This window comes from Sporosarcina sp. FSL K6-1508 (genome assembly GCF_038007465.1).
Lineage (GTDB): Bacteria > Bacillota > Bacilli > Bacillales_A > Planococcaceae > Sporosarcina > Sporosarcina psychrophila_B.
Genome location: NZ_JBBOXF010000001.1, coordinates 4,544,635 through 4,565,797 on the forward strand (window position 1 = coordinate 4,544,635; position 21,163 = coordinate 4,565,797).

The following is a 21,163-nucleotide window of genomic DNA, read 5'->3' on the forward strand; positions in this document are numbered from 1 at the left end:
TTAAGTGAGCGTTTTTGTACATAGATTGGTTGACATTTGTAGGCCAGTCTACAGATATCTGTCTAGATTATGTTTAAATCGGTCTAATTCCATTATTAAATCTGCAAATTTCTCCATTTTGAAGGAAATTGTTTGAGTACCTGGTACCCTAATTTAACTCACCTCCTTTAAGCCGCAGCCAAGCGACCAACGACCCAATACTTTTCTTATTATTCGCTAAGTAATAATATTTTTCTCTTCCTCTTTCAGAACCTTCGAATTCCCTCCAAATAGGATTTTTCCGTTCCCAAGTAACCGCTCTCAATTTGCGCATCCGCTCAATAATTCCTTGCCTCTTTTCTTCAAAAGACATCTTTTCCATTCCCTCGACTGCATAAGTGGCAATCGCAGTTAGCAAAGGGAAGCTCGCTAACATTGACACTTCATAATTACCAATCGAATGAACAGGATACAATTTAAATAATTCCTCAAACCATGTATTGATCAATTCAATATTCTCTTCGCTTTGCAGTTGAACTTCCGTCTCGAGTGCCAGATTACTAGCAATTGTCTTCCCTGTTACGAACAATGCCACAAGTTGCCGTAATTGTGAAAGCGATAGTAATTTTTTATTTTTCGGACGCATGACTGAATGCTTTTCCTGCTCCACGCCAGCTTGCCTTAACAATGGGTTGCTTTGTAAAATTCGATTCGTCGCTTGGTTGATATCATTGCGTGAGTCGTAGGCAATCCGTTTAGATAGGGATACTTTTTTGCCTTTCGTATTCAAATCGACATACATTTGATCCGCTTCGCTCGTAGTAAGGCCCTCGAAAACTTGAACTGCCACCTCAATCTCGTCAAACGTATAATGTAACTTGAACCCTTTTTTCCGTTCTTCTTCATCCTCACTGTTCATCGTTTTTAGTATGACGGATTTCAATTGTGACAAAGCCTTCATTCTTTGCGTGCCATCAATAACGGTCAATTGGGTCGGTTTTCCATCATCTAAACTACCTCCTTCCAGTCGTGCAACTATCGGCGGCAAATAGATTTGCTCTGTCAGTACATTGTCGACTATATACTTTCGAATCATCCTCACTTGAACCTTATTGGTTTTCCCCAAAGTTAACTGATTATCTTCCAACATGTTAAGCAACTCTTGTAAGGTGTAAATTACGATTGTCTGTCGCTTTTCAAATACATCACTGATAATCATTCAATTTCCCCCTTTCCTGATTGATGACCAACAAAAATCTAAGCAATGTTTTATTGATAGCAGTCGTCGTTGAATGACTTGTAATTCTTTGGGACGAATGATCATACATATGTGCAAAGAGAGGATCATCATGCCTCCATGTACATTGCTTGTTTAGTAGTTTCAACATATTAATCGCTTCGATATGTGTAATTGAATTTTCTCTTGTTAGTGTATAAACAGTAGTTGCCAATGCGATTTGGATACCTGTAAGTCCTGTAACGTATTGTTTCCGGTTGGCCATTTTCCGAGGAAATAGGCTTGTCCACGACTGGAAGAACTGTTTTGCAATTTTAGGTACCTCAGTTGGTTTACAACCTCGGTAATAAGGCGTACCTGTTTTCACTCCTATGATCCCTTCGAACATTGCAATAAGACATTTGCGCATCGTTGTCAAAGACGTTATCGCTGAGTTTTGGGCGGTCAATCTTGATTGTTCAAACTCAATATCCAAACTACTCTTTAATTGATTTGCCACTTGCCTTGTGAGTTCGATGTACTCGTCGCGCTGATCGTATTGCATGACCAGCCCCTTATGAGCATTTATTCGTTCTGTATTGTAATCTGTAAACATCTGGCGCTCTTCCTTCTGATCCAATTCCAAGTATACTTGCATAGCTACAGGGTAGGACATAAGGCTATCGATATACCCTTGCACCACTCTTGCACCCTCATAATCGCCCGCTTCTTCCGCCACTTCTTTTTGTGATTTAAAATGACTAATGGCCGAAGATAGAGCAGACGTTCTATGCTGTCCATCGATAACGTACACCTTACTACCAGGCTCAAGTTCAAATCCCCCATCGACTTGTTGTAACCCTTTCCTGCTCGAAAAAATGAAGGTCGAGAAATAAAAGTGTTTGCCTTTTTCGATTGAATCCATTATGAAATCTCGTATTTCAGCTCTTCTTCTCGGATCTAGCTGACGCTGGACTTCATGATCAATTTCAAACATCGCTTCTAATGTTGAGAATCTTATTTGGGTGGATAGAACCTGTTTCCCAAACTGGTTATACATCGTTCCTCTTAATTTCGCTAGGACTCCCGTGTTAGACATAATTAAAAACCTCCTAATCCATTCCAATTATTATATCCGAAGCCTTCTCGACTGTCTAATTACTTTTGCAATTTTCACTCATTTATATTGATTGTTTATTAATTAAGTCGCTTTTTTATTAGATCCTTTACAAATCAGTTAGTTTAGATTAAAATATAAATCTTTTTTATTGATTTATCGAAAATACCTAACTTTCTCTACCGCTTAGACGGTATTTATATTTTGGTACAGTAAAACCCCACTCCAGACGCAATGTCGGAAGCAGGGTTATTAGCGAGCGTTGGTCATTTATGTACGAATCAGTTTCTTTAGTTACATCCGTATCGACGGATATTGGTGACTTCTCTTCCTAAGACCAAAGTGAGTTTCACTATACTTTTCAATCCTTTGGTTACTTTTTTACATTTCTTATTCCTCACATCTTTAACGTTTGTCCTGCACTTTTACCGTGCACGCGGGTTCTCGATCAACTATTTTTTATCCCTTGTTGTCCCGCTTTTATGAAAAGTATCGATAGAGTCACATACCTTTTTCATTTTCTTTTAAATATAGGTGCTACCAGTTTGATCATGACCAAATGAATTTTCATTAATCATCGCACCTAAGCGGTTTTCCATTCAACTTAAGTTCTTGCATATATCGTTCAATCGTTTCGTCTGTTATTGCATGAATCAATCTGTTCACAGATTGATTCACTACTACTAGTTTTTTAAATTCATCGGTTCCACTTAGTGACTTAGGTAGTATATGACGAACAACACTACCCCTTCACCCTATAATCAAGTTTTATTTGTATCCATCCTGCATTCGTATGTACTGACGTATTTCCGTCTCCATAGAACCAACTCTGAGTTCCGTCCGGTAATGTTCTCCAGTGCGGCTCAACATGATGGTTATTTGTTTTATCCACCAATGCGACATCACCATCAGAAGGCGATATACTTGCTGAATGATCATAACCAATCGTTGTCGGCCCATCGTCATTGACATCCGCTCCATCTATAAAATCAATTACCCCAAACGACAACACACCCACCGCCACGACTTTCACCAATCCTTTAGTCGTTCAGGATCTCCGTCAATTAAACCAGTTAAAACACTTGTTCCATTTTCAACTACATTACAAATCGTATGACCAGCCGCTTTGGCAGTGTCTCCTATTGCCTCTCCCCTATCATTCAGCCCAGCATCTAACTGTTCTTCATCCTGAGTGATAATACCAGTAGCAACATCCCATGTACCACTTGCAACTTCCCCTAATAATCACCAGCAAAGATAGACGCTTTTTTAAAGCCATCGAATAGGAGTAATTGGTCCGTTATGTATACATGGGCGAAGTTGAAAAGTAATCATTTGAATTACTTGCAAAGTAATACTCGTCCGGGATTTGTTAAGTAGATTAACGTAATAGTTGAAGTATGTCTCGTGGTTGTTGGGTAGCTTGCTAAATCGCTATCCCTTTCGAACATAAAAAATGGGCTGTATTTTCCCTTAAGGGCTAGACGCTTCGGGCAGTGTTGATAACACTACACATTTCCTCGTCGAATTTCTATTGTCAGTAATTGCTTTAGTACTCGATAGCCAACACTAAAAAAATAGTAGTGTAAACCAATGCCTTGGTTACACTACTAATCTTAGTATGTTTAGTACCAGGTATCCCTGGTGTATAGGTTTATAGGTTTATAGATTTATTGCTTATGACACGCATTTGAACAGTAATAACACCCATCAGCCGTTGCAAAGTTTTTTTTAGCTTCTCGAACCGCATCCCTGCAGTTTTCAAAAACACCTAAGTAATTACGGTTTTCAGAAAGTGGCAACCGACTGCATGTACTTACGTGGACTTCATGATCTCCGTTCGGCTGTGAATTTTTATTAACATAATAAGATCCCATTTAAACACCTACTTTCCCAACTATATTTTCGAAGCGTACATAAGTTCTGTATAATCAATATTATAGAACATATATTCCTAACGGTCAATATTTATACAATAAGACATTAATCTATTTATTTCAAATCACTAGTGTTGCATTAATTGAAAGCGAAAATTAAAAGTTCCCCAAATCTTCAAAATTGTAATGAACCCAAAAGAAAAAGTCCTTTATAATGGTCTGTACAGGTAGTTCCTGTCCAAATCCACTAAAAAGGACTATCGCATGGACAAGAATACACTAACAACTTCATTTGGTAAATGGATTGGACCCATTAATTTCACAAAAAACTTAGAAAATCTGTCGATTTACACAGACAAGATCATTATACGAAGAAATTAACGACGCAATCTTTCGTACTTTTGATGTTTTATTCTCATTTGAGCGGAAAGGAAAGCCTTCATGCCATGGAGGCTGCTCTTGCAGATGAGAACCTGCAAAATACACTGGGTTTCTCTTCAATCAACATTTCCCAATTATCCAGGAAAAACAATCAGGTCAATCCAGCCATCCTGTCGAGTCTATTTCTAGACCTCGTTAGTCAATAAAATGTACGCGATCAACCGCCAAAGACAAAAATGCCTTTGAAAGTTATTGATTCCACAACGATTCCATTGAACTTGAATCACTTTAAGAGGGCAGAGTTCCGAAAAACCAAATCGGGTTATAAACTACATCTACGACTCATATTCAACGAAGACGGTTCACACTATCCCGATATAAGAAGCTATGACAAATGCCAAGGAACATGACCGTGGAAAACTTGAAGTTCTTGTAGATGATAAGGAAGCCATGTATGTATTCGACCGTGGATATGTGGACTATAAACGCTTTGATACCTTCACAGATGACGGCTTCTTTTTTGTTTGTAGACTCAGAAAAAATGCAATTATACGGGTCCTAGAAGAATTTGCACTTCCGGAAGGAAGCCCTGTATTGGCCGACAAAATGGTCTACATTGGATCGACGACGAACCGCATGGAGAACATTTTTCGCATCGTTGATATTATCGATAACCGAGGAAAAGAGATGCGTTTAATCACGAATCGATTTGATCTTTCAGCGGATGATAACAGCGAAATCTATCGTTCACGTGGGCAATTGAACTGTTTTTCAAATGGATTAAGCAGCACGTGAAGATTAAACATTTCTACGGTATGAGTGAAAATGCCGTGAAAAACCAGATTTATCTTGCGCTCATTACGTACTGCTTGACAGTTTTGGCTCAAAACGAAACGACTAGTAAAAAGACGCTTCTTCAAATTACGCGATGGCTGAAAGCAACACTATGGAAAGAGGCACGGCATTGGATACGGCGTTTCGAGAACACCAACGTCCCGTAACGAATACTCTGTTTGCCTGATGCCTCTGCCTTTTTGTATAAAAATACCAAATGGACAACGCTACCTCTATTAAGAGATTTACCTTTTTTTCAAAAAAAACATAAACTTAGTGACTGAAATTTCAGTCGTTATTTATGCAACGCTAGTGAGTCTTTATATATTGAAAGTTTTATTACCAGTACCATTTGTATATAAGACAGGTTTTGTAACTAATAAAGTCTCTGCCCTTGTACGATTTATAGCTAATGGATGTCCATAACTGTTACTATCATGATAAGATATAATAATCTCATCTAGGTGGATAATACCCCACTTTTTAGTGTCTAAATTTCCCGCAAATCCGCCATGGTGCGGCATTACCATTATCATTGGCATTGTTGGTGGCTTAGAACTAATAACAAAATCATGAAGCTTTTCATAATTTTGATCTCCCGTCATCAATACACTTTTACTGTTAGTAACTAGTGATAGTACAATACTATTCAAATTTGTTGAAGTAGTTTTTGTGGATCGAAATACTTTAAGTCTATTTCCACCATACGCCAATTGCAGTTCGATTTTTCTACCCTTATTTTTCTTTATAGAAAAAGGTATCGTGGAAACACTGATACCGGCATCGTTTAATCTTTCTAATACTCGATTCATAGTTTGTGTTCTTGGATTTCGCAAAGTTGGAGCGAAAAAACCTTTAACTTGTTTTAATTGGGATTTATTAAGTTTTAAAATAGCATGATAATGATCTACATCCCAATGGCTAATAAAGATGTAAATTTCCTCATTCTTCTTAAATTTAGCCGCATCAATAATACTTTGAATTCTATTTGCTGGCCACTCTTTTTGTGCGCCTATATCATATATAATCCTAGTATTACCAAAACGGATTTCGTTCCAATTCCCATGTCCTACGTCACGAATTATTACTTCGATTTGTCCATGGTAACTATCAAGTCCGCTTAGCAAATGATGAATCAAAAGTATCACTCCTCAAAATCATAAATCCTAAAAGATACAAAATCAATTTCTTCTTGCCCTTTACAGTTGATGGATAATCGGAAAAGTAATGAACTTTCATCCTCTTGGTAATTGGAGTACTTTTCAAGATTAAATGAAAAACCAGTCCATACTGAGTTGGGTATATCATACCATGCACCTTCACGTAGCCCTCGATACTTTTTACTTTTTAAACCCATGACCTCAACTAAGCTCCTTGGATCATCATAATTCCACATATCTAACTCAAGCTCGTTCCACCATTGTTGAAGCTCTTTCAAATTTCGAACATCTAAAACTGCAGTCCCACTATTTTTTGACTCACAATAAAAAAACAATAGAATCACCCCATTTAAAATATAAGTATTGAATCAAATGTTTGATTCCTTTTATTAACGAATCCAAATACAAGTGCAGTTGTGCTTCCATAAGTTCTTATTATTACAGGTTGTTACATTGCCTTACCCCTATATGCTTCATCAAAATTCTCCCTTAGATTCCTCAACAACGCTTCCGCTTTTTCCGCCGAATCCTTACATACACCAAAGTAAAACTTACATTTCGGTTCTGTTCCGGATGGCCGGATGCATATCCAAGACCCGTCTTCCAAAGTTAATTTTATGACATCAGATTCAGGAAGATCCAACTGCATAATGAAGCCATCCCGCAGCGTACGTGTTCGTTTCTGATAATCCTCAATCGACTCCACAGGAATGCCTGCAATTGACTCGGGTGGATGTTCACGTAATTTCTTCATAATTTCTCGGATTTTCGCTTGTCCTTCAATCCCACCTAGCGTGATTGATTCTAATGCTTCGCAGTAATGATCGAATTCATCAAACAAAACTCCCAATGCCTCGTACAAAGTCTTTCCCTGACGTTTATAATAGGCAGTCATCAATGCGGCTTGGATCGCATCTTTGTCCCGAACAAAATCACCAATCAAATAGCCATAACTCTCTTCATAGCCAAAAATAAACTTATATTCATTACTTTTTTCAAACTCTTCTATCTTCTCGGAGATGAATTTGAATCCAGTGAGTGTGTCGATGACCGTTACATCATACTTGAATGCGATAGCTCGCCCTAGTTCCGAAGTTACAATGGTCTTCAAAGCAACCCCATTTGTAGGTAATGTCCCCCGCTGTTTTTTCTGTTCTAAAATGTAATGAAGAAGGAGTGCTCCCAACTGATTACCAGTTAATAACTCGTATTCTCCATCTTGTTTACGTGCGGCAATCCCAAGACGATCCGCATCGGGGTCAGTTGCAATAAGAATATCAGCGTTCTCGATTTTCCCATGTTGAATTGCCAACTTAAAGGCTTCTCGCTCCTCTGGATTCGGATAGGCAACTGTCGGAAATTCAGGATCCTGTACTGCTTGTGCTTGAACGACGTGGACGTTCGGAAAACCGAATCTCTTTAATCCCTCAACCACCGGAACAAGTCCCGCCCCATGCAGTGGCGTGTAGACGATTTTTAATTCGTTTTCAAGTTGTTCAGTTTCTCGGAGTGTCAGTAGATTTTCTTAATAGGCACCATCCACTTCATCTAAAACATGCGTCAAGATACCGGATTCAATCAATATCTCCCTGTCAGTTGTTTCGATTGAAAAAACACTTTCAATTCCATCCATAAAGCGAACAATCTTATTCGCAGCTTCAGGCGTCAATTGGCCTCCATCTTCCCCATACACTTTAAAACCGTTGTATTCCTTTGGATTATGGCTGGCCGTAATGACGACGCCGGCAAATGTATTGAAATAACGAACCGCAAAAGAAAGCTCTGGCGTCGGTCGACTCTCTTCAAAAACATAGGAACGTATCCCATCCTTCCCAAGTGTTTTGGCAGTTTCAAGTGCAAACTCCTTTGAAAAGTGTCGCGTATCATAAGCAATCGTAACACCACGCTCTATCGCTTCTTTACCAGCGGATTTAATATAGAGCGCAAGCCCTTCTGCAACCCGTCGGATCGTGAAAATATTGATTCGATTCGTTCCAGTGCCAAGTAAGCCTCTCATGCCTCCTGTTCCAAATGATACATACTGATAAAATCGTTCTTCTAACTCTAATTTATTCTCTTCGATTAAATGAAGTTCATCCTTTAAATCAGATGACAATACGTTCGATGTCATCCATTCATTAAAGTGATCTTGATAGCTAGTTAATCACTTCCCTCCAATCAATTCAGTATTTTTCAAGAGGCTTAACATTTTATTTTTATACGCTTCGACACCTGGCTGATCAAATGGATTTACACCGAATAAATAAGCACTCATGGCGCATGACTTCATAAAAAAGAAAATAAGATACCCCATGTGAAACTCATCTAACTTCGCAAGTTCAATTTTCAATACAGGCACACCACCTTCGTCATGTGCAAGTGCAGTCCCATCTTTGCAAATACGATTAACTTCATTGAATGTGCGATGTGATAAATAATTTAATCCATCGTGATTGGATTCATCGAACGGAATGGATTGGTCCTCACTGATTTCATGAAAGTGTAGTAGCGTTTCAAAAAGAATCCGTTGACCGTCCTGAATGTATTGGCCAATAGAATGTAAATCTGTTGAAAATGTAACAGATGCCGGAAATATCCCTTTTTTCTCTTTTCCTTCGCTTTCTCCAAAAAGTTGTTTCCACCATTCATGAAAGCATTTTAAGGCTGGTTCAAATGAAGCGAGCAATTCGATATCATAACCTTTTTTGTGAAGTATTTGGCGTATTACGGCGTATTGATAAGCGCTGTTTTTATCCAAACTACTTTCTTGTAAATCTTGTGCCGCTGCTTTAGCACCTGCAAGGAGTGACGTGATATCATTCCCGGAAACCGCAATCGGCAGGAGTCCAACAGGTGTCAAAATGGAATACCTTCCACCAATATCATTATTGATTACAAATGTTCGATAACCTTCTTCATTAGCAAGCTCTTTTAATATGCCTTTGGAAGCATCAGTCGTCGCGATAATCCGCTGTTTCGCATCGAACCCGTAGCGTTCTTCCATATAATTGCGCAGCACACGAAACGCGAGGGCCGGCTCCATCGTACTTCCCGATTTTGAGATGACATTCACATATACGCTTTTCCCATCCAAATAGTTAACAAGTTGCTTTATATAAGCGCCACTCATATTCTGACCGACATAAACTACTTCAATGCCATTTTCCTTACTACCGAAATAAGGTGACAACGCGTCTTGGACGGCTTTTGCCCCAAGAAATGACCCCCCCACGCCAATGACGACTAAAACTTCCGCATTTAATTTAATCTCTGTCGCAATGTCCTCGATGGATTGCAGCAACTCATCTTGATCATTCAATGGATAATGATGCCAACCGAGCAATTCAGATTCATTCTCCTCGCTGTGTTGCAAGTGAGTGTGAATTAATTCCACACGCTGGCGATAACTGTCCATTTCATCGGAACTTATGTATTCTTGCAATAAACTTGTTTCTAAGAAGAATGTCTTCATTGATAAATTCCTTTCGTTCTTCACTACGAAGAACATTATTCTAAAAAAAACCGAATAATGACTAGGGAAATCAATCCCAACAAATCGACATTATTCGAGGCCCAAGCTTCATTTCTCTATATAGTATTGTACCGTCTTAAATAGACATTTTTTAAAGTCACTAATCTTTGGTTCACCAAATTCAGCTTGAAACTTTCGATCGTCTATTGCATAACGAAAGCCGTGACCTGGTCGGTCTTGAACGAATTCTATAATTGTGTAATATAACCTGGTACTCGACATTCAAATTAGATTGAGCATTTTTATGTCAAAGTCCATTTTACATATCACGATTTACTGTTTCATTTGATTAATAATGATTTTCCCTCTAAGACAATAACTCCATTTTGATTTGTACAGATTGAATCGCAATGATAGAAAGTCTTAGCATTTTTAACATCTATTTTTTTAATCGTAACGGAAGCAGTAATCTCATCATTAATATAAACTGGGTTTTTAAATTCCAATGTTTGTGAAAGTAATATCGTGCCGGGTCCAGGGATTTTTGTTCCTAAAACCGCGCCTATTAGCCCTCCCGTTAAAGTTCCATGAGCGATCCTTTCTCCAAACTGGGTTTTTTCAGCAAATCGATTATCTAAATGAATTGGATTTGAATCCAATGTAATAACTGCAAATTGATCTATATCGTTAGCGGTTATTACTTTACTAATTGAATCTTGCTCTCCTACTTTCATATATTTCACCTCAAATTATTTATACTAATGCCTTAACTTCTTTCTTTTGCTGGCATTCCCATGACGTTTGAACAAACATGCGGAACAAGACAGCAATTCACGTAGATATCAAATCTTTATTTCATCGTTATAGAATTGTGATACATTTTCTGAATAGCTCTGATACAAGCATTTTTTTTATTTCCCTTTTTACTTGCGTCTAAGCGACGTTTGTTAGTATCTTTTTTAAAGCAGATTGTCTTCTGGTAATAAACCCCATTCGCGTTTAGTCCCAAAGAATTTTATTCTAAAAAAGCCCGAATAAAGAATGGGAGAATCGATCCAAACAAATCGACATTTTTCGGGTCTTCTGCTTCATTTCTCTATATAGTATTGTATCGTCTTAAATAGACATTCTTTAAAGTCACTAATCTTTGGTTCACCAAATTCAACTTGGAACTTTCGGTCGTCTATTGCATAACGAAAGTCATGTCCTGGTCGATTTTGAACAAATTTAATAAGACTTTTATAACTTGAAACCGCTTCGTTTTTTTCTAATGGTTTTACCTCATCAAGAATCTCGCAAATTGTTTCTGCGATTTCAACATTCGTTTTTTCATTATGACCACCGATTAAATAGGTTTCACCCGATTTTCCTTCAAAAAATACTTTCTCAATCGCACGGCAATGATCCAACACATACAACCAGTCACGTACATTTTGCCCATCCCCGTATATCGGAATCGATTCGAGAGCTAATGCTTTTTGAATTATTGTCGGAATTAGCTTCTCATTATGCTGTTTCGGACCAAAATTATTAGAACAATTAGTCGTCACGACATCCATGCCATATGTATGATAATAACTCCGAACAAGCATATCAGAAGATGCTTTACTTGCAGAGTAAGGGCTATTCGGTGCATATGGTGTTTCTTCCGTAAAATATCCTTCTGCCCCAAGTGTTCCGTACACTTCATCCGTTGAAATTTGGTGAAATTTCGCGTGTTGGAATCCCGGTTTATAACTAGAGACATCATCCATCCAAAACTTTCGGGCAACCTCCAGTAAGATGAACGTGCCAAGCACATTTGTCTCCACGAATGCCGCTGGATTTTTAATCGAATTATCCACATGTGACTCGGCTGCAAAATGAATAACGCAGTCAATTTGGTGATTCTCAAATAGATCCTCAACAAGTTCACGGTCACAAATTTCTCCTTGCACAAACGTATGACGAGGATGATTCTCCACTTCTTGAAGATTGTTCATACTCCCCGCATACGTTAATTTATCAAGATTGATCACATGAATATCTTCATATTGCTCTAATATATAAGGTATAAAATTGGAACCTATGAAGCCAGCTCCTCCAGTAATCAACAGATTCATAACAAATCACCCTTGTTTAAATTCTTCTTCAATCTCTATTAATTTTCTTGATCTTTCTTTAATCTTCTTTGCCGGTACCCCCATGTATACTCCAAACGCTTGACAATTCTCTTTTACAAGACTCAAAGCGGCAACACATGCACCTTCTTTTATTACTACGTTAGGAAGTACAATTGAACCTGAACCAATAATAACATGTCTTCCTATAACAACTTTCCCATGGGTAACATTTGTATATTGCCTATCAATTGTCGGGTTGGTCATATATTCACCTGTATAATCATCATCGCTGGAATAAAGAGATACCCTTGAACTAATACCCGCATAATCATCAATTATTATCTTACCTTTTCCGATCAATGATGCAAAGACTGCTATATGTACATTACAACCAATTCGGATTTCTGTTCCAGCCGAAAGTACACAAAAGTCGTCAATTCTAGTATTATCCCCAATGAAGATGTTCTGGGGATTATACAAAGATGCCTTTTTGGAAACACGAACATTTTTTCCCACATTTCCAAACCCAATTTTTTTAAGTTCTTCTTGACTAAAAAAACTCATTTTAATTCCCCCAACACAAGATCTATTATTCTTTCTACATCTTTTATGTTCAAATCACTATATAATGGCAAACACAACACTCTATTCGAAATATCTTCTGAATTAAAACATGGGTAATAACTTTGTAAATATGGAAGTTCATTCAATGTCGGATAGAAGTATCTTCTCGCTTGAATGTTTTTTTTATCAAGTGCTTCTTTTACTGCCACTAATTCTTGTTCCGTTTCAAATATTATTGGATAATATGCATAGTTATAATCAACACTTTTTGATATGCTAGGTCGTACAAAATGCTTTAGTAGTCGCGCATCATATGTATCCGCAATCACTTTTCTTTTTTCCATAATCTGATCAATGTATTTCAAATTACAAAGACCCATCGCCGCATGGAACTCGGAGTTTTTTGCATTTATCCCAACCATTTTATAACATTCATCTTCAAAACCGAAACTTCTCAACAACTTAATCTGTTTATCCATTTCCGGTCCAAGATTAGTAACAATCCCCCCGCCTTCTACAGTATGAAAGAGCTTTGTGGCATGGAAACTAAGTGTCGATATATCTCCATATTCTAAAATAGATTTCCCTTTATACTTAACACCAAATGCATGGGCAGCGTCATAAATTACTTTTAAACCGTGCTTCTTTGCAATTTCTTCTATTCGTTCTACATTACAAGGGATACCATATACATGTGTAGCCAATATTGCCGTTGTTTTTTTAGTAATTACTTCTTCGATTTTATCTGCATCGATACACAACGTTTCCGAATCTATATCTACAAAAACAGGTTCACAGTTTTCCCAAATTATTGCAGTCGTTGTGGCTACAAATGAAAATGGGGTAGTTATAACTTCCCCCTTTATATCTAAAGCTTTTAAAGCTAGTTGTAATGCCAAAGTTCCGTTACCTACGAAACTAAGCGAGGTTACTTCCAAGTAGGAGGCAAGTTCATCCTCTAACTCTCTTACGAACACTCCGTTATTAGTTAACCATTTGGAACCCCATAATTTAGCAATACGGTTATTGTATTCTTCCATAGGAGGGAGAAACGGTTGTGTAACTGGAATAATCATTCATGAAAACCTACCATCCACTAATTCATTTAAATATATGCCATAATCATTCTTGTATTCTGCTGCAATCGTTCGAATATCGTCTTCAGTTATCCAATTGTTTCGATAGCTAATTTCTTCTAAACAAGCGATTTTAAATCCTTGACGTTTCTCAATTGTTTCTACAAACTGTCCAGCTTCTAATAGACTTTCAAATGTCCCTGTGTCTAGCCAAGCAAAACCACGACCTAGCAATTGGACTTTCAGTTGATTATTTTTCAAATACTCTTTGTTTATATCGGTTATTTCAATCTCACCTCTTGGAGAAGGTGTTACATTTTTAGCAATTTCTACAACTGAGTTGTCATAAAAGTAAAGGCCAGTAACTGCATATTGCGACCTTGGATTTTCAGGTTTCTCTTCTATTGATATTGCAGCAAAGTTCTCATCAAATTCTACAACACCAAAACGCTTCGGATCCTTTACTTGATAACCGAACACGACGGCACCTTTTTCAAGTGCGGCTGCCTTTTTAAGGACAGGTGTAAAACCTTGTCCATAAAAAATATTATCGCCCAACACAAGACATACATTATCATTTCCAATAAACTTTTCTCCGATAATAAACGCATCAGCCAAACCCCTTGGATAGTCTTGTACGGCATACTCAATTCTAATACCCCACTTTGAACCATCCCCTAATAGTTTTTCAAACAATGGAATATCTTGTGGTGTCGAAATGATTAATATTTCACGAATTCCTGATAACATCAGAACTGAGAGTGGGTAATAAATCATCGGTTTATCATAGACGGGTAAAAGCTGCTTTGAAATTGCTTGTGTTATCGGATATAATCTCGTTCCGCTACCACCAGCTAGGATGATGCCTTTCATAGTAATACACCTTCAGTCCAAATTATTTAAACTAAATAGATTGTACTAAGCATTCATAATAATATAGGGCGCTTATTAGGTTTCGCGTAAAGAATTGTTTCCTCGGCAAACGTCGTAAAGTGGTCGAGATAAAAACTGTAGTCACAATTTAGACCATCTATATATTTATGAATTTCTGAAAAGTCTTCTATTTTGTGATAAATTGAGATTGCCATTTTAGGTCTGAACTTTAATATCGTTTTTTCTGCTCCTTTTAACGCGTTCAACTCCGCTCCTTCAATATCCATTTTAATAAAGTCGATTTTAGCTACTGAATTTTCAACAACAAAATCATCAATAGAAATAGTTGTTGTCTTATTCCGACTAATTGGTTGTTCACTTAGACTACTTCCCGGGCCATTGTCTATATAAAATAACTCATTTCCTGAAATACTCCAGAGAGGATGACTAACAATAGTAATAGTAGATGAAACGGCAGGATTAATATCTATATTCCTTTTCATTATTTCTAAATTACTTTTGATGAATTCGAATGTGAATACTTTCCCACGGGGACCAACTTCCTCCGCAAAAAATAGCGCCGTATCCCCATAACATCCCCCTGCATCGATTACATAATCATCTTTTTCAACTTTCACTTCAGTGTGCTCATATTGTTTTCTAACAAAAGTTGCATGAATACCCATCGGAAGATAAAACATCTTTATTGGATAGCCTAAACTGCTTAAATCATAATGTTCTAGTTCCCAGCCTTTAAATCCTACCGCTATTTTCTCTTCACTGTCTTTCAAATCTTTAATATACTTCCTCTCTGACCAATATAATGAGTTATTTAGATTTAATTTCACCCTTAAATGTCCAAGAATACGGTACGATAAAATTCCTTTGAGAGTTTCTTTGGATTGTTCATCGCCTAAGTTTTCATATAAAAATGAAATTCCTTCAATATACTGCGCAATCTGATAGGCCACATCATAATTAATGCTTCCATTATTAAGTACTGTATTTGCTTCATTTTTATTATATCTGTCCAAATCTATATCGTTGAAATTTTGATTACTCATGTTATTTATTAACTCATTTAATAATTCTTCTAAAAATGTAACTGTAATTTTACGTTTATATGTCACACCATTTTGTTTCTTACGCATTATTTCAATCAAGTATTGATTAACTTGATTATTCAATTGTTGATCATTTGATAATTTTTTAGCTTGTGTAAAAAAATCAATAGATTCATCCAACTCATTTTCAATAAATCTTATTATACCTGAATTGATAAGATCATCGATATTATCAATATTCATAAGTAATGACATAGCAAAGAAATAATTAGCATTAGATATGTCTTTTTGATTATAAGAAATTATACCTAGCATATTATATAGTTTTTGATTAACTTCCATTTCTGCTTTATGATCCTTAATTAATGAATAAACTTGTTGCTCCTCGTTATTATTCATCATTTTCCGCACATATTCTTCAGTTACTTTCATTGGATTCACCACTTTATTTGTTTTTAATAATTAAATTTAAAAATCATTTTTCAAACATTGTTCCAACATGGTTAGCTCTTGCTTAAAAGTAAACTTCTTTTGCGCTAGTATATAGTTTTGTTCTGTTAGATCATTAAAAATATTTTCGTTATTTATAATGGAATTTAAATGATTCACTGAATCACTTATCGTATCTTGATCAAAAAAGACACTTCCTTCACTAAGTTCTTTATTGCTTTCCATAAAATCAACCATCTTGTTTGAAAATAAAATACTGTTATTTAAAAATGAATTAGGTATACGTTCATGTAGACTTGTAAACATTGGCGTTATATTAATATTTGCCTTGCTCTGTGATATGATATGTAAAGACTCTAAGTAACTGACTGGATTGAAAAATCTGACGTTAGGATAATGCCCCAGTACATTTTGCAGTTCCGGCGCACTAAATGTATACATTTCTACTCCACTCTCCGCAATTTCTATTAAAGCTAATTTTCTTGTTAGATTTCGATGAAAAAGATCAACATGCACGAATGCTAATTTCACTACTTTGTCAATTGATTCGCCATCTAATTTTAGACTGTCTCGAATATATTGTTCTAACAATAGTTCAATTGGATTTTGTATATACTTTTTATTATTAATCAATAAATAATTCAAATCCCCACAAAAATCCATCAGAACTTTTAATATTATGGGGTTTTCTTTAAATTGGTTTTGCATGTCCAAAATAATTTGGTCCACGGAATGATATGTTCCGAAATAACAAAGTGGAATGGTCTTATCGTTAAATTTAACTTGCTTGGAGACATTCAAACCTGGCAACGTAGTTATCCGTTTATATCTCGTAACTTTATTAGTTTCAAATGCTTGCTCAAAAAACTTTTCAGTTGAAAGTGTTAACAATTTAGGATGATTCGGATTAAGCATTGCTCGATTATTCAAATGATAAAATGGGTGATCCCCTATCCTTAAAACATGTGGAATGCCCGTTTTCATAATATGGTTTTTTTCGTCTTCATAAAAATAGGTCACAGGATTAAAACCAAGTGTTAGATCTGGTTTAAATTTTTCAATAAGCCGTAAATAGTCATTAGAATTCATTAGATTCATTTCAACAGTTACGGCATTTGCACCTAACTTCCTCAATTCTGTAGTTGCTATTAGTGAGTAGGTGCTCAATACGTCATACCTACTAGATCCTTTGAATATAAGTATTTTCATTTTTTCACTCCTTTAGTTTTTAATGCTTTTTAGTTTCAAGCTTGATATAAGTAATCATAATCAGAGAAATATCACTCTTAATTCACACAACTCCTAATTACTTCCAAAAGATTCACGAACTTAATTGTTATAACTTCAGGCACTAGTGTCGCATTAATATCCACGGAATATTAAAAATACGCGTAATCTTCAAGAATCAAAAGAAAACCAAACAAAAAATCCTTTATTATGGTCTGTACAGGTAGTTCCTGTCCAAATCCAATATTAAGGACTCACTCATGGACAAGAATACACTAAAAACTTCATTTGGTAAATGGGTTGGACCCATTAATTTTGATAAAATTAAGATGGATGTTGACTTTTTTAAGCAGGATCATTATACGAAAAAATTGACTACACAATCCTTTATTCTATTGATGCTTTATTCGCACTTGAATAAAAAAGAGAGCCTGTATGCGATGGAAGCTGAACTTGCAGACGAAGGTCTCCAAAATACCTTAGGCTTTACTTCAATCAGCGTTTCTCAGTTATCTAGAAAAAACAATGAAGTAGATCCGGCAATCCTGTCGAGTCTGTTCTTGAATCTTGCGAGCCAATTGAATACGCGTTTTCAACCACCAAAAACAAAAATGGTGCTGAAAATAATCGACTCGACAACGATTCCCCTAAACCTCAATCATTTTAAATGGGCAACATTCCGAAAGACCAAATCAGGCTATAAACTTCATTTGCGACTTGTATTCAACGATGATGGTTCACATTATCCAGACAAGGAAGTTATGACAAATGCGAAGGAACATGATCGGAATCAGCTTGAAATCCTCGTAGATGATAAAGAGGCCATGTACGTCTTTGACCGTGGGTACGTCGATTATAAGCGCTTCGATTCCTTTACGGATGACGGCCTTTTCTTTGTGTGTAGACTTAAGAAAAATGCGGTTATTCACATCGTAAAAGAGTTGGACCTTTTAGAAGGAAATACCGTGTTAGCTGATAAAGCGGTTCTTATAGGAACTGCTAAAAATCAGACGCGGAACCTCTTTCGTATCGTGACTGTTACAGATAGCCGGGGAAAAGAAATGCGTCTGATTACAAATCGATTTGATATTTCTGCGGATGAAATTAGCAAAATCTATCGTTCTCGCTGGGCAATTGAACTGTTCTTCAAATGGATTAAACAACATGTGAAAATCAAACATTTTTATGGGATGAGCGAAAACGCTGTGAAAAATCAAATCTATCTTGCGTTAATCACGTACTGTTTGACTGTTTTGGTTCAAGCCGAAACTAAAAGTAAAAAGACGCTTCTTCAAATTACACGCTGGTTAACGGCGATGATTTGGAAAGAGGCGCGGCATTGGCTGCGACGTTTTGAGAACACCGATGTTCCGTAAGGAATAATCCTTTTATCTGTCGCCCTCGCACTTCTGTATAAAACTACCAAATGGACAGCGCTACCTCTATTAGGGTATTTACCTTTTTTGAAAAAATATTATTAATAATGGGACTAAAATTCAGTCTACGTTTATGCAACACTAGTGAACTTCAGGATTTAAAAGACATTTTTTTGTCCATCAGGGTTATTACCAATTTAATATATTTCGCCATCAAATCCTTGCCCCTTGTAATATTCAGCTATGTAATGAACTGGTATATATTCTATTTTGACTTTGACAAAAACGACTAGTTTGGTGACACATAATAGGTGCCTAAACTATTATCAATTGCTCAATAAGACATTATTGAACACCTAACAATCCATTCATTTCAAGATATTCCGAAATTAGATTCAAATAGTTGTTTAAAATTCACATTACTTATCGCATTTAATATTGCAATTTAGCCTTCATTAAGATCTAAAAGTAGTTCAGACTTTTCTACTCTTGAATTCTTCGTTAAAAACGGCGGCTATAATATACCAACGAGCACCGTAATATTATCTCTATCAATTAATTTAAGTAATGGATCTAAGTCAACGTTTCAAGATTATTCCCCCTACAACAGCTCCCAACTTAAAGGAGTTCCATAGACTAAGGTACCTACATATAAAATAACCCTGAATTATTTTATAAACTAGTTCCGGCGTTCACTGATTTCAGTTCGGTATAAATATTTATACTTTCATCCATAGACTAAGCAACGTAAGCCTTACCAGTGATATCTTTAGATTGATCCAGCATAAATTCCTTTGCAACCACACCGAATCCAACCATTGATATTGTCCGTAACGAGAGATTCCAATAATGAAAGTAAAAAAATCCAAGGATTTTTCCGCGTAGGCGAGGGCGCTAAGTAATTTGTGCGAATCTGCAACATCATTTTCACCCTTCGAAAACAGGACCGCGAAGTACTATCTTCTTTTATTCTAGCCCTGTCCGGACAATTCCCCTTTTATTAGGCCCTGCCTATGTAGTAACTATTACTTTTTAACAAAATAGCAAGGCGTTGCAGCAAACGAAAACTTTTTAATTTCCAAATATTGATCTTTAAAAAACTCATCCACTGCCTGTGTTTCCCCAGGAAATACACCATAATCATCCAAAATTACGATTCCACCTTTAACAACTTTTGAATATAATTCCTCTAATAATACTTTGGTTGGTTCATAAACATCAACATCAATATGTAATAATGATATTCGTAATTCAGGATGCTCATTTACATACTCTGGTACAGTATTTCGTATATCCCCTTTAACTAATTCTATTTCCCCACCAAACTTTTTCAATTTAATTATTTCATTAATTTCACTTTTCGTTAAACTGTCAGTACCTGCTGCTTTAATGAAACTTTCACGATGTTTTTTATCTTCTTCATAATCTGTCTCCGGAAAATCACCAAAAGAATCGAAAGCTATGATTTTCTTAGTAAATGCAGCACCAAGTATTTCCCTGAATGTAGCAAATCGAATCAAAGAACCACCTTTAAATACTCCCGCTTCAACAATATTCCCCGCTACTTCTTCCGACATTTTATATAACTCATAATGTGCAATTAATTTTGAGATTCTATCATTACTACATTTCTGATAATACTCATTTTCAATTTCAAATATATTATTCATACTATCTATTCCTACTTTCTTTTTTAAAATTCACTAATTACAATGTTATCTCTGCAAGTAAAGTATCACATTTACCGATAGCCGCGAGTTGACCTTCATATGCTTTCTCCAATAAGGGATTGTTTAAGAAGTTCCATTCATTATGGCCGCCTGGTAACTGATTCGATTGCCAATACAAATGGTTGCTTAATGGATACCTCTGCACTTGTTTTATATAATTGACCCGATATCCCGCTTGCTTGAACAACTCAAGCAATGTTGATGCATTGAATAAGAACAAATGACAACTCCAGTATGTAAAGTTTGCAAACGCCTCATTATTATAAAGTGTTAATAACGCATCATCCGAATTTGGTACCTCAATTATTATTTTTCCACTTGGCGCTAAATACTTCTTTAATTCATTTAATACTCCGACAGGATTCGATAAATGTTCCAATACATGGAACATTGTAATATAATCAAATTTCTCTTCAATGTCATTTAGTCCTTGATAACACGTAATACCTTCGTCATTAATCATTTTATGTAATGTTTTATCAAGTTCAAGACCGGCTATTCCATTTGTTTTCTCTTTCAATAAATGAAGTAATCCTCCGCCGCCACATCCAAAATCTAGCATAGTTTTATTGATGACGTTATCTTCAATATAACTTGCTCTCCGCTTATCATCCCGTAGCGAATTCACCCGATATTCATTAATGTTAATTTTTCCGGAGAGCATA

General features: G+C 36.3%; 17 protein-coding genes and 2 pseudogenes. 2 read left to right on the plus strand and 17 right to left on the minus strand.

Going from position 1 to position 21,163, the window contains the following annotated elements; translation table 11 throughout:
* Positions 1-148: 148 nt before the first annotated feature.
* From MKZ11_RS23175 to MKZ11_RS23190, 4 genes are all read right to left on the minus strand, one after another.
* On the minus strand, positions 149-1,198 hold the full coding sequence (locus tag MKZ11_RS23175) for a DNA sulfur modification protein DndB (protein ID WP_340796698.1): 1,050 nt from the start codon (positions 1,196-1,198) through the stop codon (positions 149-151).
* Positions 1,185-2,294, minus strand: coding sequence for a DNA sulfur modification protein DndB (locus tag MKZ11_RS23180; RefSeq protein ID WP_340796699.1), 1,110 nt, complete (start codon positions 2,292-2,294; stop codon positions 1,185-1,187). Before MKZ11_RS23180 ends, MKZ11_RS23175 begins: the two co-directional genes overlap by 14 nt.
* A gap of 760 nt (positions 2,295-3,054) precedes the next feature.
* Positions 3,055-3,348 carry a hypothetical protein gene (locus MKZ11_RS23185; protein WP_340796700.1) on the minus strand — a complete coding sequence of 98 codons (294 nt, stop codon included), beginning with the start codon at positions 3,346-3,348 and terminating at the stop codon, positions 3,055-3,057.
* 634 nt (positions 3,349-3,982) lie between these two features.
* Positions 3,983-4,189 (minus strand): hypothetical protein, encoded by a 207-nt coding sequence (locus MKZ11_RS23190; RefSeq protein ID WP_340796701.1) that lies wholly within the window; start codon positions 4,187-4,189, stop codon positions 3,983-3,985.
* Between the two features lie 264 nt (positions 4,190-4,453).
* On the opposite strand from MKZ11_RS23190, the pseudogene MKZ11_RS23195 reads away from it, so the two are divergent.
* Positions 4,454-5,571 (plus strand): annotated as a pseudogene (locus MKZ11_RS23195) (IS4 family transposase).
* A 153-nt stretch (positions 5,572-5,724) separates the two neighbouring features.
* Here the strand turns inward: MKZ11_RS23195 and MKZ11_RS23200 are convergent.
* The 11 genes and pseudogenes from MKZ11_RS23200 to MKZ11_RS23250 all read right to left on the minus strand — a co-directional run bounded on the left by MKZ11_RS23200 (position 5,725) and on the right by MKZ11_RS23250 (position 17,374).
* Positions 5,725-6,543, minus strand: a complete 819-nt coding sequence (locus tag MKZ11_RS23200; RefSeq protein ID WP_340796702.1) for a hypothetical protein — start codon at positions 6,541-6,543, stop codon at positions 5,725-5,727.
* Positions 6,544-6,548: 5 nt separating this feature from the next.
* Positions 6,549-6,842 (minus strand): hypothetical protein, encoded by a 294-nt coding sequence (locus MKZ11_RS23205; RefSeq protein WP_340796703.1) that lies wholly within the window; start codon positions 6,840-6,842, stop codon positions 6,549-6,551.
* Positions 6,843-7,002: 160 nt separating this feature from the next.
* A pseudogene (locus tag MKZ11_RS23210) lies at positions 7,003-8,695 on the minus strand (phospho-sugar mutase).
* A gap of 33 nt (positions 8,696-8,728) precedes the next feature.
* Positions 8,729-10,036, minus strand: a complete 1,308-nt coding sequence (locus MKZ11_RS23215; protein ID WP_340796704.1) for a glucose-6-phosphate isomerase — start codon at positions 10,034-10,036, stop codon at positions 8,729-8,731.
* 341 nt (positions 10,037-10,377) lie between these two features.
* Entirely contained in the window at positions 10,378-10,770 is a 393-nt protein-coding gene (locus MKZ11_RS23220) for a MaoC family dehydratase (RefSeq protein ID WP_340796705.1), read from the minus strand.
* Between the two features lie 354 nt (positions 10,771-11,124).
* Positions 11,125-12,138, minus strand: coding sequence for a dTDP-glucose 4,6-dehydratase (gene rfbB / locus MKZ11_RS23225; RefSeq protein ID WP_340796706.1), 1,014 nt, complete (start codon positions 12,136-12,138; stop codon positions 11,125-11,127).
* A gap of 6 nt (positions 12,139-12,144) precedes the next feature.
* The gene (locus MKZ11_RS23230; RefSeq protein WP_340796707.1) at positions 12,145-12,702 is read right to left on the minus strand and encodes an acyltransferase; all 558 of its coding nucleotides are present in this window, start codon (positions 12,700-12,702) and stop codon (positions 12,145-12,147) included.
* Complete coding sequence (locus MKZ11_RS23235) at positions 12,699-13,778, minus strand: DegT/DnrJ/EryC1/StrS family aminotransferase (RefSeq protein ID WP_340796708.1); 1,080 nt, start codon at positions 13,776-13,778, stop codon at positions 12,699-12,701. Before MKZ11_RS23235 ends, MKZ11_RS23230 begins: the two co-directional genes overlap by 4 nt.
* A complete protein-coding gene (rfbA, locus tag MKZ11_RS23240) occupies positions 13,779-14,651 on the minus strand; it encodes a glucose-1-phosphate thymidylyltransferase RfbA (protein ID WP_340796709.1) in 873 nt (290 codons plus the stop codon).
* A gap of 53 nt (positions 14,652-14,704) precedes the next feature.
* Positions 14,705-16,147 carry an FkbM family methyltransferase gene (locus MKZ11_RS23245; protein ID WP_340796710.1) on the minus strand — a complete coding sequence of 481 codons (1,443 nt, stop codon included), beginning with the start codon at positions 16,145-16,147 and terminating at the stop codon, positions 14,705-14,707.
* 36 nt (positions 16,148-16,183) lie between these two features.
* Positions 16,184-17,374 (minus strand): hypothetical protein, encoded by a 1,191-nt coding sequence (locus MKZ11_RS23250; protein WP_340796711.1) that lies wholly within the window; start codon positions 17,372-17,374, stop codon positions 16,184-16,186.
* A gap of 278 nt (positions 17,375-17,652) precedes the next feature.
* Here MKZ11_RS23250 and MKZ11_RS23255 point away from each other — a divergent pair, with 278 nt between their 5' ends.
* The gene (locus tag MKZ11_RS23255; protein WP_340796712.1) at positions 17,653-18,768 is read left to right on the plus strand and encodes an IS4 family transposase; all 1,116 of its coding nucleotides are present in this window, start codon (positions 17,653-17,655) and stop codon (positions 18,766-18,768) included.
* A gap of 1,025 nt (positions 18,769-19,793) precedes the next feature.
* Here the strand turns inward: MKZ11_RS23255 and MKZ11_RS23260 are convergent.
* Both MKZ11_RS23260 and MKZ11_RS23265 read right to left on the minus strand, forming a co-directional pair.
* Complete coding sequence (locus tag MKZ11_RS23260; protein ID WP_340796713.1) at positions 19,794-20,438, minus strand: TylF/MycF/NovP-related O-methyltransferase; 645 nt, start codon at positions 20,436-20,438, stop codon at positions 19,794-19,796.
* 37 nt (positions 20,439-20,475) lie between these two features.
* Positions 20,476-21,126, minus strand: a complete 651-nt coding sequence (locus MKZ11_RS23265) for a class I SAM-dependent methyltransferase (protein WP_340796714.1) — start codon at positions 21,124-21,126, stop codon at positions 20,476-20,478.
* Between the last annotated feature and the right edge of the window lie 37 nt (positions 21,127-21,163).